Here is a 16528-nt window from a genome sequence, read left to right as displayed (position 1 = left end):
TCGGCCCGCACGATCCCATGCCTGCCGCGGAATTGTGGACACTCTAGTCAGTAGTGTCGATGGAATGCACAGTGAATCGCAGCGATCGAAGGTCGAGCCGTTCCACGTGATGGATGTGTTCGCCGCGGCGGCCGAGCGGGCGCGTACTCACGGTGATGTGCTGTCGCTCGCCGCAGGTCAGCCGTCGACCAGGGCACCCGAGCCGGTGTTGCGCGCCACCCGAGACGCGCTGGATTCGCATCTGCTCGGGTACACCGAGACGCTGGGCATTCTGCCGCTACGGCAAGCGATCGCGGAGTATCACAGCACGCGGTACGGCATCACCGTCGAGGCCGACGACGTGGTGATCACCACCGGGTCGTCGGGCGCATTCACGTTGTTGTTCCTCGCGGCGTTCGACGCGGGGGATACCGTCGTCATGGCCAGGCCCGGGTACCCGGCGTATCGAAACACGTTGGCGGCGTTGGGCTGTCGCGTCGTCGAACTGGATTGTGTGGAGGAGACACGGTTCCAGCCCACCGTCGCGATGCTCGACGAGCTACCGGAGCCGCCTGCCGGGCTCATCGTCGCCAGTCCGGCCAATCCCACCGGCACGATCATCGACCCCGACGAGCTGGCCGCAATCGCACGCTGGTGCGACGAGCACGGAACGCTGTTGATCTCCGACGAGATCTATCACGGCATCTCCTACGGCGATGCGCACACGTCCAGCGCCTGGGAGACGTCGAAGGAATCCGTGGCCATCGGGTCTGTGTCCAAGTACTTCTCGATGACGGGGTGGCGCATGGGCTGGATGCTGCTACCGGCCCGATTGCGCAGGGCCGTCGAACGTTTGGCATCGAACATGACGGTCTGCCCGCCGGCGATCTCGCAGGTGGCAGCCATTGCGGCATTCACCGAAGAGTCGCGCCGAGAGCTGGATTCGCATGTCGAGCGGTACGCCGTCAACTGCAGGATCCTGCTCGACGGTTTGCCTGCGTTGGGTATCACCGATCTGGCTCCGGCCGACGGTGCCTTCTACGTGTACGCCGACATCGCGCATCTCACCGACGACTCGCGTAGTTGGTGCGCCCGAGTGCTGGCCGAGACCGGTGTCGCGTTGGCACCCGGCGTCGACTTCGACACCGTCCGTGGGAACCACACGGTGCGATTCTCGTTCGCGGGCACCACGTCCGACGTCGAAGAAGCGTTGGAGCGACTACGTCGCATGTGAATGGAAACTCGTAGCAGCCTACGAGGCAGGAGTGGAGCCTGCGGAACGACAGGAAAGCGCTGCGCTCACATGCGGCGCAGCCGCTCCAGTACCTCGTCGATGTCGGCGGCGGATACGTCGCGATGCGTCACGAAACGCACCTTGCCCGCGACGGTCACCGCTGCGATGCCCAGATCGGCCAGCTCGGTCACCGTCCGAACAGGATCGGCGACGGCGGCGAGCACGATGTTCGTCTGGGGTTCCGCGACCTCCCAGCCGCGTTCACGAAGGCCGCGTGCCAGCGTCGAGGCATTTGCGTGATCCTCGGCGAGATCGCCGATTCGATCCAGGGCGACGAGCCCTGCCGCAGCCAGAACCCCGCCCTGACGTACGCCGCCGCCCAACATCTTTCGCACACGCCGGGCTTCGTGGATTCGCGCGGCATCGGAGACGAGCATCGAGCCGACGGGTGCGCCGAGCCCCTTGCTCAGGCAGACCTGCACCGTGTCTGCGTCGGCGGTCAACGACGCGATCGGAACATCGAGTGCCACAGCGGCATTCCACAGCCGAGCCCCGTCGAGATGAATTCTCAATCCCGAGTCACGTCCGGCAGCAACGAGTTCCGCCCACTCGTCCGGTCCTAGCACGGCGCCGCCGGCGAAATTGTGTGTGTTCTCGAGCGAGAGCAATGTGGTCCGCAGGGCGAAGTACGGTCCGACGCCGCCGCCGGCTGCCGCACGCACCGTCGACGCAAGGGGGCGTCCGGGGCCACCGTCGTGGGGAAGTGCCTCGGGCATTCCACCCGCCAACCAGGCTGCGGTGCCGAGCTCGGAGCCCAGGACGTGCGCGTGCTCGGGGGCCAGGAAACGATCGCCGCGCTGCAGATGGAGCATCAGCGCGATGATGTTGCCCATCGAACCGGACGGCACCCACAGCGCCGCCTCGAAGCCGAGCAGATCCGCCACTCTTTCCTCGAGCGCCGCCATCGTCGGATCGTGATCGAGGACGTCGTCGCCCACTTCGGCGTCGGCCATTGCTTGTCGCATGATCGAATCTGGTCGGGTGATGGTGTCGGAGCGAAGGTCGATAGGTCGATGAGCCACGAACACTGACAATTCCATAGCGCGAAAGCAGTCCGACGAACGGCTGCGAGCTGGCACGATGACTGGAATGTCCGCAGGTCCGACCGAGTCGCAGCACAAGGTGTCGGGTGCGACTCCGAAGGGAGTGCGCCGCCGCCACGCTCTGGCGTCGGCGGCTGCAGACCTGCTGGTCGAGGGTGGATTCGACGCGGTTCGGCACCGGTCGGTTGCCGCTCGCGCCGGCCTGCCGTTGGCGTCGACCACCTACTATTTCGAGTCGCTCGGCGACTTGGTGGCCGCCGCGGTCGACGTCGTCGGGACCCGCGAGATCGACGTCATGCGCGGACGTATCGACGACGAGGGCAAGTGCTCGCAGAAGATGGAGTCGACCGTCGACCTCATCGTCGATCTGCTGATCGGGCCGCAGGGTGGCCATGAGCAACTGGTCGCCAGATACGAGCGGTTCATCGCGTCGGCTCGGCATCCGGAACTTCGTGAGGTGCAGCTGAGGCTGCGTGCCCAGATCGATGACCTGCTGACCGATGTGCTGCGTCGATCGGGGCGAACCGTGCAGGAAGAGCAGTTACGACGACTCGTGGCAGTGGTCGACGGTGCAGTGGTGGGCGCGCTCAGCGAGGTGGATCCCGATCCGCGCGAAATGGCGCGGAGCATGCTGTTGGCCGTCATCGACATCGTGGCACCGGCGCAACAGGTGTCGGCCGATTGACTCCGGCACTCTCAGGCCGGCGTGTTCAGCCCGAAGTCGTTCTCGCCCGAGTCTGCGTCTCGGATCGGCGGCACCTCGCACACACCGTCCTCGCAGACGAGTCCGTGGTCGTCGCCGACCATCTCCAAAGGGCCGCTCATGAGCCGGCCGCGGCCTTCTGCAGGACGTCGGCGAACACCGACGGTTCCTGCGCGCCCGACACACCGAGGCGACCGTCGATCACGAAGAACGGCACACCACTGATTCCGTAGGCGATGGCCTGCTCCTTGTCCGCGCGCACGGCGGGCAGGAACTCCTCGGACTTCAGCGCCTCGACCACCTCGTCACGATCGAGACCGATCTCCGCGGCCAGGTCGGCGAGGTCGTCGACGCGTCCGACGTGGCGGCCCTCCTCGAAGTAGGCCGCCAGCAGCCGTTCCTTCATCTCGACCTGCTTGCCCTTCGACTTGGCGAAGTGCAGGAGTTCGTGCGCCTTGACGGTGTTGGTGTGCTGCACGGCGTCGAAGTCGTACGCGAGCCCCTCGCCTGCGGCCAGCTCGGTCATCTGCCCCAACATCTGCGTGACCTGGGCGGCCGGCATGCCTTTGTGGGAGACGAGGAAGTCGACTTCGGTGCCGTCGAAGTCGACCGGTGTGTCGGGTGCCAGCTCGAACGAGTGGAACTCCACCTCGAGCGTCCCGCCATCGGCGATGAACTCCGCAGCACCTGCCTCGAAACGGCGCTTACCGACGAAGCACCACGGGCACGCGATATCGGACCAGATGTCGACCTTCACTGTTCGGCTCACGGCGGCTGCAACATCGGAATGCGGTGCGGTTATTCCACGCTGCGGCGATGCTCGGTCCGACGGCCGAATTCGCGTCCGACCTCATCCGAGACCGACAACTGGGCCACGTAAGCTGGATGCTCGTGAGCATCCCGAATGTCCTGGCCACCCGTTACGCAAGCCCCGAACTGGTGGAGCTGTGGTCTCCGGAATACAAGATCACGCTCGAACGGCAACTGTGGATTGCCGTGCTGCGCGCACAGTCCTCGCTCGGAGTCGACGTGCCCAACGCGGCGATCGCCGATTACGAAGCTGTCGCCGACCAGGTCGACCTGGCATCGATCGCCGAGCGGGAACGCGTCACCAGGCACGACGTGAAGGCTCGCATCGAGGAGTTCAACGCCCTCGCCGGTCACGAGCACATCCACAAGGGGCTCACCAGCCGCGACCTGACCGAGAACGTCGAGCAGCTGCAGATTCTGCGTTCGCTCGAACACGTCCACACGCACGGTGTCGCCGTGGCGAAGCGGTTGGCCGAACGCGCCGCCGAATACTCTGCCCTCGTCATGGCCGGACGAAGCCATAACGTCGCCGCCCAGGCCACCACGCTGGGCAAGCGTTTCGCGTCGGCCGCCGACGAGCTTCTGCTCGCGCTGTCCCGGCTGCAGGAACTGATCGCGCGTTACCCACTGCGCGGAATCAAGGGCCCGATGGGCACCTCGCAGGACATGCTCGACCTCTTCGGCGGAGACTCCGCGAAGCTCGTCGCACTCGAACGCATCGTCGCCGATCATCTCGGCTTCCGGCACACGCTCACCAGCGTCGGCCAGGTGTATCCCCGCTCGCTCGATCACGAGGTCGTGTCCGCGCTGGTCCAGGTGGGTGCCGGGCCGTCGTCGTTCGCACACACCGTCCGTCTGATGGCGGGCCACGAGCTGGTCACCGAGGGCTTCCAGCCCGGCCAGGTCGGTTCGTCGGCGATGCCGCACAAGATGAACACGCGCTCGTGCGAACGCGTCAACGGCCTGCAGGTGGTGCTCCGCGGCTACGGATCGATGGCTGCCGAGCTCGCCGGAGCTCAGTGGAACGAGGGCGACGTCTTCTGTTCCGTCGTGCGTCGCGTCGCGCTGCCCGACGCGTTCTTCGCCATCGACGGTCTCATCGAGACCTTCCTGACCGTGCTCGACGAGTTCGGTGCGTACCCCGCCGTCATCGCCAAGGAACTGGATCGCTACCTGCCGTTCCTCGCGACGACCAAGGTGCTGATGGCGGCCGTACGCGCAGGCGTCGGCCGCGAGACCGCGCACGAGGCGATCAAGGAACACGCCGTCGCCGTCGCGTTGGCCATGCGTGAGCAGGGACTCGAGCCCGACCTGCTGGATCGCCTGGCTGCCGACGACCGCCTGCCGCTCGACCGCGCTGCACTCGATGCGGCGCTGGCCGACAAGACGGCCTTCGTCGGTGCAGCGGACGCACAGGTCAGTGCGGTCGTTGCGGCCGTGGAGCGGCTGATCGCGAAGTTCCCGGCCGGTGCGGCCTACAGCCCGTCGCCGATTCTCTGAGTTTTCTGTTGTGAGTGGAAACTCGTAGTGGGCTACGAGTTTCCACTCACATCAGGACGTCCGGCAGGTCTGCGACGGAGTCGATCACGTGATCGGGTTCCATCGCGAATTCGTCGGTGATGCGTCGATCGAGCACGTCCTGACGGAACTTTCCGGTGCGCACCAGAACACCGGTCATGCCGACGACCTGGGCGGCGAGGACGTCGTTGTCGAGGTCGTCGCCGACCATCACGACGTCGTCCGGGTCGACGCCCATCCGCTCGGACGCCGTGCGGAAGCCCAGGGGAGCGGGCTTGCCGATGGCTTTCGCGGCGTGTCCGGACGCTTGCTCCATCCCGGCGAGGTACATGCCGGTGTCGATGCGTAACCCGCCACCGGTACTCCACATCAACGATCGATGCATCGCGACGACGGGAATGCCGCGACACAGCCAGTCGTAGACGCCACTGAGCCGCTCGTGCGTGAATTCCGGGCCGGCACCGCCGACGACCACGACATCCGGATCCCCGGACGACTCGTCGACGAATTCGATGCCCGGCATATCGGCCGCGATCTCGCCGTTGTTGATCATGACCACCCGGGCATCCGGGTAGTTCTCGCGTAGATGATCCGCGGTGAGCGACGCGGCGGTGACGATCTCGTCGGAATGGACGTCGAGTCCGACGTCGCGCAATGCCGCCGCTATCTGCTCGCGCGTCTTCGAGGTGGTGTTGGTCAGGAACGCGCGTGCAATGTCGTTGTCGTCCAGGTACTTCAGCGTCGCGGCTGCTCCGGATACCGCCTGCCACGACGTGACGAGTACGCCGTCGATGTCGAAGAGAACCCCGCCGATGCTCATCGGCAAACAGTAGTCGGGTCGAGTGAGTCGTGCAGTTTCAGCGGTCGCGGTGTCGTTCGTGCAGTCTGCGCTCACGCCTAGGCTCGATGCCGTGAACCCCTACACGATTTTCTCCGAGATCATTGCCGGGACCGCCGAGGCGTCGCGCGTCCACGAGGACGACACCGCGATCGCGTTCATGGACATCAGGCCTCTCACCACCGGGCATGTGCTCGTGGTGCCCAAGCAGCAGTATCGGACGCTGGCCGAGTTGCCGCCCGAGGTCGGTGCGCATCTGTTCGTCGTCGGGCAGAAGGTGGCTGCCGCTGTGCGAGCAAGCAATCCACGCGTCGCCGGGGTGAACCTGTTCCTCGCCGACGGCACGGTGGCAGGTCAGGAGATTTTTCACGTCCATCTCCACGTCATTCCGCGCATGATCGGCGACGGCTTCGGCCTCCGTGCTCGGCCGTCGTCGCCGCATCGATCCGATCTCGACCGACTGGCGGCCGAGATCGCGGCCCGCCTGTAGTTTTCGACGCGACTACTCGGTAGTGACCTTCTGCGCCTTGGACATTGCATCGGCGTAGACGTCGATGGTGTTGGTGTAGCGGCTGTAGCTCTTGTTGGCGCCGTAGTCCCACAGCACCATCTGTTGCTTTTCGACGGCGGAGATGGTGTCGAAGCCGGGGTAACGGCTCGGGATGTCGGCAAGCTTCACGTCGGATGCGTTGGCAACGTCGTGGTAGACGAACGCGACATCGGCATCGACACTCGATACGTTCTCCCAGGACACCTTCTTCCAGTAACCGTCGTCGGTGCCGTCGGGTGTGTACATCTTCAGGCCCCAGCTTTCGTAGTCGCTGAAGTCGGGATCCGCCGACGGGTCGAGTACGTAGGCGACGTCGAGGGGCCAGACTCCCACTCCGGTGAGGTCCTGACGTTCGGACGCAACCTTCTTGAAGTTGGTGACAGCAGCGTCGTAGTCGGACTTGATGTCTGCCAGCTGTGGGGTGTCGAGGTCGACGCCGAGCGACGACGCCAACCCGGCGTAGTTCTCGATGGTCTTCGCGGTCGACGTCGTGTCCAAGGTGACCCCCAGGGTGGGAGCGATCCGATCGATCGTGTCGGCCTTGGACGAATCGGCCGTCGTGGTCAACTTGCCGAACTGGCCGAATCTCGGGTTGAACTCACCGATGACGAGATCCGGGTCCAGGCTGGCGGCTTTCTCGAAATCGAAGGTGCCCCAGGTCTCGCCGACCGATTCGATGCCCGTCAGATCGGAGCAACTCAGAATCGGGCTGGTCCCCATCGGCGTCGTCGACCAGATGGCGATCGGCTTGATTCCGTACGACATCAGCGCAGCGGCGGATTCCTCGTCGGCGATGATTCTGGTCGGTTGTGCATCGAGGGACACGGTCCGTCCGCGGCCGTCGGTGTACGTGAACGGTCCGGACGCTCGGTCGACCGAATCGACGCGGTCGTTCGCACTGCACGCGGCGGGGTTCGCGTTCAGGTCGACGGCCTGGGTGCCGGCGTCGTCGGTGTCGGTGGTGCCACTGCTGCATGCCGCAGCGGCGAGAAGCACGAGAACCGCGATGCCTCCGGTGAGAGCGCGGGGTGCGGAGCCGAATCTGCTCGAAGTCGGTGTCACGTGTCTGCTTTCGTCGAGGCCGAGATGGCCGATGTCGAGTGGAGCGCCGTTCTTCCTGGTGTCGAGGTAGGGGCCGAGGGCACCCTCCTCGCGGTGGCCCACAGATGCTAGCCTCCTCAGGGTCGACTAAGCGAGGGTAGCCTTTCCTTATGGACGGGCTCTGGATATCGCCTGGTCGCGCGCATACGCAACACAGTCGATCGAAGGGGACTCACCGGATGGATCAGCGGGGAATCGGACGGGACGAACTGCGGGCGGTGGTTGCAGAACTGATCGGTGCGGAACCCGGGGCTGTGTCGATGGACGCGGATCTGTTCGAGCTGGGTCTCGAATCGATCGTTCTGATGCGGTTGGTCGGGAGATTCCGCAAGCAGGGGTCGACGGTGACGTTTGCCGAGCTCGCCGCGCAGCCGAACATTTCTGCCTGGTCCGAACTGATCGGTGCTTCGGCCGAATCGAGTTCCCGAAACCCCGAGCGGCAATCGACTCTGGTCGAACGGGACACGTCGGAGTTCGATCTCGCACTGTTGCAGCACGCCTACTGGATCGGGCGCAGTGCCGAGCAGCGGTTCGGTGGGGTCGCACCGCATCTCTACACCGAATTCGACGGCGAGGCAGTGGATCCTGATCGACTACGTGCGGCGCTCGATGCCGTCGCACAACGGCACGAGATGTTGCGGGCCCGGATTTCGGACAACGGACAGCAGCGCATCGAACCGACCTCGGGGTGGCGCGGGTTGACGGTCCACGACCTACGATCCGAGTCCGACCCGACCGACCGCCTCGAAGAAACGCGGCTCCGTCTGACCCACCAGATGCTCGATATCGAAGCGGGCGAGATGTTCTCGGCCGATCTGTCGCTCCTGCCGAACGGTCGCACGCGTCTGCACCTGGACATCGACATGATCGCCGGCGACGCAGTGAGTTTTCGTATTCTGGTTGCAGACCTGGCGCGGGCCTACGACGGCGATACACTCCGGGCAATCGAGTACAGCTATTCGCGGTACCTTGCCGATCGCCCGCTCGATCGACGCAGCGCCCGTGCTCAGGCCGAACGCTACTGGTCCGAGCGCCTCGACTCACTGCCCGGAGCGCCCACCCTTCCTCTGCTGGAACATGATTCGGGTGTCCCGGTAGCATTGCGTCGGGCATTTCATCTCGACTCCGCGGCATACGGTGATCTCCAGACGCACGCCAGAGCCCACGGAGTCACCCCGGCGGTGGCAGTGGCCACGGCGTTCGCCGAGGTGATCGGTGCCTGGTCTCGTGAACAACGGTTTCTGCTCAACGTGCCCATGTTCGATCGCGCTCCGACGCATCCCGACGTCGAGAATCTCATCGGTGACTTCTCGTCGTCGGTCATGCTGGAAGTCGATCTGAGCGAGCCGCTCTCGTTCGTCGAACGTTCCCGTCGGATCCGGTCCCGACTGCACGAAGACGCCTCGCACGCCGACTATTCCGGGGTCGAGGTGCTACGCGACCTCGGCCGCCGTCGAGGAGAGCCGGTGCTGGCTCCCGTCGTCTTCACGAGCGCGCTCGGTTTGGGCGAGTTGTTCGACGCTCGCGCGCGGCAGGTCTTCGGTGATCCGGTGTGGATCATGTCGCAGGGGCCGCAGGTGGTTCTCGACGCGCAGATCACCGAACTCGACGGTGGCGTGTTGGTCAACTGGGACATACGCGAGAACGAGTTCCTCCCAGGGGTTCCCGACGCGATGTTCGACGCGTTCGAGACGCTGGTTCGCGCACTCGTGGTCGACGGTGACTCCGTGTGGGCGGAGCCTGTGGGTCAGCTGGTTCCACCGCGTCAGCTGATGTCGCGAACTCCGGCTGCCGATGTACCCCGAACGGACGCGTCGCAGTCGGCCGGGAACGAGACTCTGCACCGCGCCTTCTTCGATCGCGCGTCGCAGCATCCCGACGCGCTGGCGCTCGAGTGGGGCGAGTACGAGTCGATGACGTACGGAGACTTACGAGATCGTGCTCTGAAAGTAGCTGCTGCGCTGACCGATCGCGGCGTGGGGGTGGGCGACACGGTGGGCGTGACCTTGCCCAAAGGGCCCGATCAGGTGATCGCGATCCTGGGTGTTCTGGCCGCGGGCGGGGTGTACGTACCGATCGGCGTCGACCAACCGTCGAGCCGTGCTGCGCTGATCGCCCGAAAAGCGGGGTTCACGGTGACGATCGGCGGGTCGGGCGACGACGGTCTCGCGGTGTCCCACGCGATCCTGAGTGAGCCTCGGCCCGCCCCGCACCTCGGCCCCGACACCGCGCCCGCGTACATGATCTTCACCTCCGGCTCCACGGGTGAACCGAAAGGTGTTGTGGTCTCGCATCGCGCCGCGATGAACACAATCATTGATCTGGTCGAACGTTTCGACCTGAACGAGGGCTACCGTCCATTGTGCCTGTCCGAGTTGGACTTCGACCTGTGCACGTTCGACCTGTTCTCGGTGTTCGCGGCCGGCGGTACGGCCGTGCTCATCGAGGAACACGAGCGCAAGGATCCGCAGCGCTGGGCCACTCTGATTCGTGCGCACCGCGTCACGGTGATCAGCTGCGTGCCCCCGCTGCTGGACATGATCCTGTCCACCGGTGACGATGTGGGCGGTTCGCTCGAGGTCGTCATGCTCGGCGGCGACAAGGTGGGTATCGACCTTTACCGGCGGCTGACGGCGGCGGTTCCCGGATGTCGGTTCGCCGGACTCGGTGGCGCTACGGAAACCGCGATCCACAACAGCATCTGTGAGGTCGTGGACGTCGATCCGAACTGGCGCACAGTCCCGTTCGGGGTGCCGCTCGCGTCGATGGCGCTTCGGGTGGTCGATGCGCGTGGGAACCAGGTGCCGGACTGGGTGCCCGGTGAGTTGTGGGTCGCGGGCGTCGGTCTCGCCGACGGCTATCTGGGCGATCCCGAGCGTACGAACGAGCGCTTCGTCGAGGCCGATGGCTACCGCTGGTACCGCACCGGAGACCTGGTTCGGTACTGCCCCGGCTCGATGGCCGAGACCGGCTCCATGGTCGAATTCGTGGGCCGTGTGGACAACCAGATCAAGATCAACGGATTTCGGATCGAACTCGGAGAGATCGAAGCGGCACTCACCGCGGATCACGAGGTGGCCACTGCCGCAGCCGTTGTCGACCGCACCGCAGCTCCGATCCTGCTGGCCGCCGTGGTGCCGACCGATCGAGACGCGGATCCCCGTGAGACGGTAGCGGCCGTGAGGGCCAGGGCCGCCGAGCGTCTCCCAGCGCACATGGTGCCGGAGCAGATCGTGACGGTCTCCGCGCTGCCGCTGACCGTCAACGGCAAGATCGACTCCGCTGCCGTCGTCCGGCTGTGTCGCGCAGCGGGAGAAAGCGAACGGGTCGATGCCCGGATTGCGCCCAGAACTCACCTCGAAAGCGCCCTTGCCCTGATCTGGCAGAAGGTACTCGGCGTCGACGGCATCGGTGTGACGGACACGCTCTTCGCGCTCGGCGGCGATTCCGTCCTGGCGACGACCATCGTCGCCCGCATTCGCGAGTCCTTCGACATCACGTCGGTCACCGTGCGCATGATGTTCGCGGCACCCACCGTGGCCGGGCTCGCGGACCGGATGATCGGCGCAGAAGGTGACGCAGAATTCCTCGAGGCCACCGCCGAGATCTTCCTGTCGGTCGAAGCGATGTCGGAGGACGAACTGTCGGCCGCGCTCGAACACCATTCCTGACCCGCTTCGCATTCCCGGAGGACGAGAATCCATGGTGCAGAACATGACCGAACTTGCCGAGCCGGACGCCGACGTCGACGCTTTCGTGCCGTTCGGCGACGAGCGTGCCCGCAGGTACCTCGACGCCGGGTTGTGGCGAGGTGAAGCCCTTCCAGAGGTGTTCGCAACGTGGGCGACGCAGTTCGGCCCTTCGAGGGCGGTCGTCGACGATCGCACGGAGCTGAGGTACGACGAGCTGCTTCGACGAGTGCGGAGCGTCGCAGCCGGATTCGCCGATCGCGGCATCGAACCGGGCGATCGGGTGGTTGTGCAATTGCCGAACTCCGTGAACTTTGCGGTCGTGCTGTTCGCATTGCTGGAATGCGGAGCAGTTCCGGTGCTGACGCTGCCTGCACATCGCCGACGTGAGATCACCCATCTCGCCGCCACCGCATCGGCGGTGGCGTACGTGATCTCCGGTCGGGACGGCGACTTCGACTTTCGCGGACTCGCCGATGAGGTTCTCGCGTCGGTGACGAGTGTTCGGCACGTCTTCGTCGACAGTTCCGGACCCGAATCGAACGGCGGCGGGTCCCATACCTCTCTGTCCGCGGTGGCCGGGGTGCCCCGACAGTTTCCGCGCGCCCGGCCGACCGATCCTGCCTTACTGCTGGTCTCCGGTGGCACGACGGGATTGCCCAAGCTGATTGCCCGTACGCACAACGATTACGAATACAACGCCAGGGCCAGTGCGGAGGTCTGCGCTCTCGGTTCCGAGGACGTGTATCTCGCCGTTCTCCCTGCTGCACACAACTTTCCGCTCGCATGCCCCGGGCTGCTCGGTGCCCTCGGGGTAGGGGCAACGGTGGTGTTCTCCGGCAGTGCCAGCCCAGACCACGCGTTCGCGCTGATCGAGAGGTATCGCGTGACGATCACGGCGCTGGTTCCGACGTTGACTCATCTGTGGTGCGAGGCAACGGAATGGGAGGATGCAGACCTGTCCAGCTTGCGGTTGCTGCAGGTCGGGGGAGCGAAGCTGGCACCGGAGGTCGCCAAGCTGGTCGAGCCCGCGCTCGGATGCCGGCTGCAGCAGGTGTTCGGCATGGCCGAAGGACTACTGAACTACACCCGAGCCGAGGACAGCGCGGAACTGGTGATCGGAACGCAAGGCAGGCCGTTGTCCCATCTGGACGAGGTGCGCGTCGTCGATGCGGACGGAAACGATGTATCGCCCGGGGAAGTCGGTGAATTGCTGACGCGGGGCCCCTACACCATCAATGGCTATTATTCTGCGGCAGAACATAATACGACTGCCATTACCCCTGATGGCTTCTATCGCAGTGGGGATCAGGTGCGCGAGCTCGAGTCCGGCCATCTCGTCGTCACCGGTCGCATCAAGGACGTGATCACCCGAAACGGCGAGAACGTCGCGGCCGACGAGCTCGAAGACCTGCTGCTCACCCATCCTGCAGTAGCGCGGGTCGCGGTGATCGGGGTGCCCGATGCCGCTGTGGGCGAAAGTGTCTGCGCAGTCGTGGTGCCGAACGGAAGCGGTCCGACCGTCGCCGACGTGCGGGCCTTCCTGACGGCGGCCGGCTGCGCCGGATTCAAACTGCCCGATCGCGTGGTGACACGAACATCGCTGCCCGTCACCGCCATCGGCAAAGTGGACAAGTCCTTGCTCGTCACACAGTGCACGCAACAGCAGCCGACTCGATGAAGGAACCCATGGATCTCGACGACGTCAGACGTAGGTTGGTGCAGGAGCGGTTGCGGCGTGCCCGAGGCGACGCGGCCGCACCCGAGGCGAGCCGCGGCCCACTCGCAGACGTCGAATCCGCCGAATTCGATTCGTTGAGGGAGCAATTCGGATCCATCGACGACGTCTGGCCACTGTCACCACTGCAGCTCGGGCTCGTCTTCCAGGTAGGTGTCGACGCCGATGCCACCGAGCTGTACACCGTCCGAACCGTCGTCGAGGTCGACCGCGTCCTCGACGACGACAGGATCAGGCGAGCTCTGCAAACGGTCGTCGATACCACCGCGGCGATGCGGACGGCCTTCGTGACGCCGGACGACACCGCGCCGGCCCAGGTCGTACTCTCTGCGGTGCAGGCACCGTTGACGGTGGTGGATCTCCGTGCGTGCCCGGCGAGCGAGGTGGACGATCGATGGAGCCGGATTCTCGCGGACGACCGGGCGCTCTCGTTCGACATCGCTGCGCCGCCACTGTTTCGGGTCACCCTGGTGCACCTTCCCGGAGGGGTCGACCGACTGTTGACCACCTACTGGTTCGGGTGCTTCGACGGCGGATCCTCGGCACTGCTCGTGGGTCGAGTCCTGGAGCAGCACGACGAGAACGGCACGCCCGTTCCTACGGACCACGGCTACCGTGAGTATCTGCGTTGGCTGGCTTCTCGCGACCGTGCCGAGTCCGAGCAGGCGTGGCAGCGGTACTTCGGCGATATCGACAGCCCGACCTCGGTGGCCGCGGAGGCCACCCGCGGGGACGGTTCACCTCGCAGGATCGAACGCAGAGTGACGGCAGCGGTGTCCGGCGCGCTGGATCTGCACGCACGTCGATCCGGTTCGACTCTGTTCACGGTTCTCGCAGCGGCCTGGGCGAGTGTGTTGATGCGTGTGGTGGGGCGGTCCGATGTGGTGTTCGGTACCGCCGTCGCCGGTCGGCCCATGGATGTGGCCGGTTCCGACACCGCGATCGGCGCGTTCATCAGCACGGTGCCGATCCGGGTGACGGCAGGTGGATTCGATTCGGCCACCGATGTGGCTGCGCGCGTGCAGGATCAGCGTCTCGACCTGATGCCGCACGACACCCTCGGTCTCGGTGGAATTCAGCAGGCCATCGGTGCGGGGGCTCTGTTCGACACCCTGCTCGTCCTGCGTAACGCTGCCGGGCCTGCGGGACGACAAGAATCGACGTCGGCAGGGAACGAGCGCCGCGTGCGACACATCTCGACCGTCGATGGGTCCGAGTTCCCGGTGTCCATCGCAGTGGATCCCGGCGATGAACTGAACCTGTCGGTGACGTATCTACCCGATTCTGTGGACGACGAGCGTGCCCGATCGCTGCTCGACTCGTTCGCATCGGCACTCGATACCGTTGCAGCGCAGCCCGATCTGCCGATCTCGCGCTGGCCGTCTGCCCCGGGCGACATGCCGAGTGTCGTCGAGAACGAGTTCGACGGCCGATCGGAACGACTGCAGGACAACACGATCGCCGAATTGCTCGCCGCACGCGCCGCGGCCGTTCCCGACGACATCGCGTTGGTGTTCGGAGACCGGCGGCTGACCTTCGGCGACCTCGACCGGCGGGTGAACGCCTGCGCACTGGCGCTGCTTCGCCGGGGTGCCGCTCCCGAACGCATCGTGGCCCTCGCTCTGCCGAGATCGGTGGAGATGGTGGTGGCCCTGTTCGCGGTGCTGCGTACCGGTGCCGCGTACCTGCCCCTCGAACTCGACTATCCGACAGAGCGTCTCGACGTCATGTTGGCCGACGCGCAACCGGCCGTTCTGGTGTCGACGGTGGACACGGAGAGCCGGGGATTGGCCACCACCGCCACACGGATGGTCGTCGACTCCCCTGAGGTCGCAACAGAGTTGGCGTACGACATCGACGCGTCGAAAGTCGAGGAGGCCACAGCGTCGGTCGGTTTTGCGTCCGGCACCGTCGGCCGACTCGAGCACCCCGCCTACGTCATCTACACCTCCGGCTCGACCGGAAGACCGAAGGGCGTCGTCACTCCGTATCGCGGTCTGACGAACATGCAGATCAATCACCGGAACGAGATCTTCGCTCCCACCGTCGCCGCGGCAGGAGACCGCACCCTGCGGATCGCACACACGGTGTCGTTCTCCTTCGACATGTCGTGGGAGGAGTTGTTGTGGCTCGTCGAAGGTCACGAGGTACACATCTGCGACGAGGAATTACGCCGCGACGGTGAGGCATTGGCGCAGTACTGCGAGCAGAACAGAATCGACGTGGTCAACGTGACGCCCACGTATGCCGGACATCTGCTCGATCTCGGACTGTTGGACGAACGCGACGGACATCGAATTCCCCTGGTCTTGCTGGGTGGTGAGGCGGTACCGGATGCACTGTGGAGTCGGCTCGACGGCATCGGCTACAACCTGTACGGGCCTACCGAGTACACGATCAACGCGCTCGGTACCGGAACAAGGGACAGCGTCGGGCCGTCCATCGGATCACCGATTCTGGGCACACGTGCGTCCGTCCTGGACCAGTGGCTACGGCCGGTCCCGATCGGTTCGGTGGGGGAGTTGTACCTCTCCGGTGTCGGTCTTGCGCGGGGCTATGTGAACCGATTCGGCGACACGGCAACGAGATTCGTGGCCGACCCCTTGACTCCGGGCGCACGGATGTACCGCACCGGTGATCTGGTTCGCATTCGAGCCGACGGTCTGTTCGACTACCTCGGTCGCGCGGACGACCAGGTGAAGATTCGCGGCTATCGAGTGGAGACCGCAGAGGTCGAACGCGCCGTGGCCGCATGCGAGGGTGTGATGGGCGCGGTGGTGCGTACGGTGCAGATCGGGGGTTCTCGCGCCCTGGCCGCGTACGTCGTTCCTCGCGACGGCGGTACGACCGACACGTCCGTGCTGTTCGGTTCCATTCGAGACCGGCTGGCAGCGACGTTGCCGGAGTACATGGTGCCGACGTTGTTCGCTGCCCTGGAACGCATTCCGATGACGATCAACGGCAAGCTCGATGTGCGGGCTCTTCCGACCGTCGACGCCGTGGGCGGAGGCACGTTCGTACCGGCCCGAACGCCGGTGGAAACGATGTTGTGCGAGATCGTCGCGGCGGTTCTGGGTGTCGGACGCGTGGGGATCGACGACGACTTCTTCGCGCTCGGCGGCGACAGCATCACCTGCCTGGCCGTGGCATCGCGGGCGCGAAAGGCCTCGATTCCACTGGCACCGCGTGAGGTGATGCGCAAGCGGACGGTGCGAATGTTCGGGGCGGAGCTCACACCGGACGCCGACGCACGCCCCGCTGTCCA

The 16528-nt window shown here is 65.4% G+C and carries 11 protein-coding genes and 2 pseudogenes; 8 read left to right on the top strand and 5 right to left on the bottom strand.

The window, feature by feature from the left end:
• The first annotated feature begins 64 nt into the window (after positions 1–64).
• Positions 65–1213 (top strand): pyridoxal phosphate-dependent aminotransferase, encoded by a 1149-nt coding sequence (locus CH268_RS04655; protein WP_094662646.1) that lies wholly within the window; start codon positions 65–67, stop codon positions 1211–1213.
• Positions 1214–1278: 65 nt separating this feature from the next.
• On the opposite strand, the gene CH268_RS04650 is transcribed toward CH268_RS04655, so the two are convergent.
• On the bottom strand, positions 1279–2295 hold the full coding sequence (locus CH268_RS04650) for a GntG family PLP-dependent aldolase (protein ID WP_255182293.1): 1017 nt from the start codon (positions 2293–2295) through the stop codon (positions 1279–1281).
• 58 nt (positions 2296–2353) lie between these two features.
• On the opposite strand from CH268_RS04650, the gene CH268_RS04645 reads away from it, so the two are divergent.
• Complete coding sequence (locus tag CH268_RS04645; RefSeq protein WP_094662642.1) at positions 2354–3001, top strand: TetR/AcrR family transcriptional regulator; 648 nt, start codon at positions 2354–2356, stop codon at positions 2999–3001.
• Between the two features lie 11 nt (positions 3002–3012).
• Here the strand turns inward: CH268_RS04645 and CH268_RS28140 are convergent, their stop codons facing one another.
• Together CH268_RS28140 and CH268_RS04640 are read right to left on the bottom strand one after the other, a co-directional pair.
• Positions 3013–3141, bottom strand: a complete 129-nt coding sequence (locus tag CH268_RS28140; protein WP_255182292.1) for a hypothetical protein — start codon at positions 3139–3141, stop codon at positions 3013–3015.
• A complete protein-coding gene (locus tag CH268_RS04640; RefSeq protein ID WP_094662640.1) occupies positions 3138–3788 on the bottom strand; it encodes a DsbA family oxidoreductase in 651 nt (216 codons plus the stop codon). The genes CH268_RS28140 and CH268_RS04640 overlap by 4 nt, the downstream gene beginning before the upstream one ends.
• A 116-nt stretch (positions 3789–3904) precedes the next feature.
• On the opposite strand from CH268_RS04640, the gene purB reads away from it, so the two are divergent.
• Entirely contained in the window at positions 3905–5329 is a 1425-nt protein-coding gene (gene purB / locus CH268_RS04635) for an adenylosuccinate lyase (RefSeq protein WP_094662721.1), read from the top strand.
• Positions 5330–5375: 46 nt separating this feature from the next.
• Here the strand turns inward: purB and CH268_RS04630 are convergent, their stop codons facing one another.
• On the bottom strand, positions 5376–6167 hold the full coding sequence (locus tag CH268_RS04630; protein WP_094662719.1) for an HAD-IIA family hydrolase: 792 nt from the start codon (positions 6165–6167) through the stop codon (positions 5376–5378).
• Between the two features lie 91 nt (positions 6168–6258).
• Between CH268_RS04630 and CH268_RS04625 the strand changes: the two genes are divergently transcribed.
• Positions 6259–6675: an HIT family protein gene (locus CH268_RS04625; RefSeq protein WP_094662638.1), complete on the top strand. Its 417-nt coding sequence runs from the start codon at positions 6259–6261 to the stop codon at positions 6673–6675.
• A gap of 12 nt (positions 6676–6687) precedes the next feature.
• Here CH268_RS04625 and CH268_RS04620 read toward each other — a convergent pair whose 3' ends face one another.
• Positions 6688–7899: an ABC transporter substrate-binding protein gene (locus tag CH268_RS04620; protein ID WP_094662636.1), complete on the bottom strand. Its 1212-nt coding sequence runs from the start codon at positions 7897–7899 to the stop codon at positions 6688–6690.
• Between the two features lie 116 nt (positions 7900–8015).
• Here CH268_RS04620 and CH268_RS04615 point away from each other — a divergent pair, with 116 nt between their 5' ends.
• The 4 genes and pseudogenes from CH268_RS04615 to CH268_RS28505 all read left to right on the top strand — a co-directional run.
• Entirely contained in the window at positions 8016–11507 is a 3492-nt protein-coding gene (locus CH268_RS04615) for a non-ribosomal peptide synthetase (RefSeq protein WP_094662634.1), read from the top strand.
• A 43-nt stretch (positions 11508–11550) separates the two neighbouring features.
• Complete coding sequence (locus CH268_RS04610; RefSeq protein ID WP_094662717.1) at positions 11551–13206, top strand: (2,3-dihydroxybenzoyl)adenylate synthase; 1656 nt, start codon at positions 11551–11553, stop codon at positions 13204–13206.
• Positions 13203–14627: pseudogene (locus CH268_RS28510) on the top strand (condensation domain-containing protein); the annotation flags it as partial. The gene CH268_RS04610 and the pseudogene CH268_RS28510, both read left to right, overlap by 4 nt.
• A gap of 78 nt (positions 14628–14705) precedes the next feature.
• Positions 14706–16475: pseudogene (locus CH268_RS28505) on the top strand (non-ribosomal peptide synthetase); the annotation flags it as partial.
• Positions 16476–16528: the final 53 nt, after the last annotated feature.

Source organism: Rhodococcus sp. 06-1460-1B (assembly GCF_002258475.1).
Classification (GTDB): domain Bacteria; phylum Actinomycetota; class Actinomycetes; order Mycobacteriales; family Mycobacteriaceae; genus Rhodococcoides; species Rhodococcoides fascians.
Note: the sequence above shows the minus strand (reverse complement) of the source record. Positions and strands in the feature narration are given on the sequence as shown.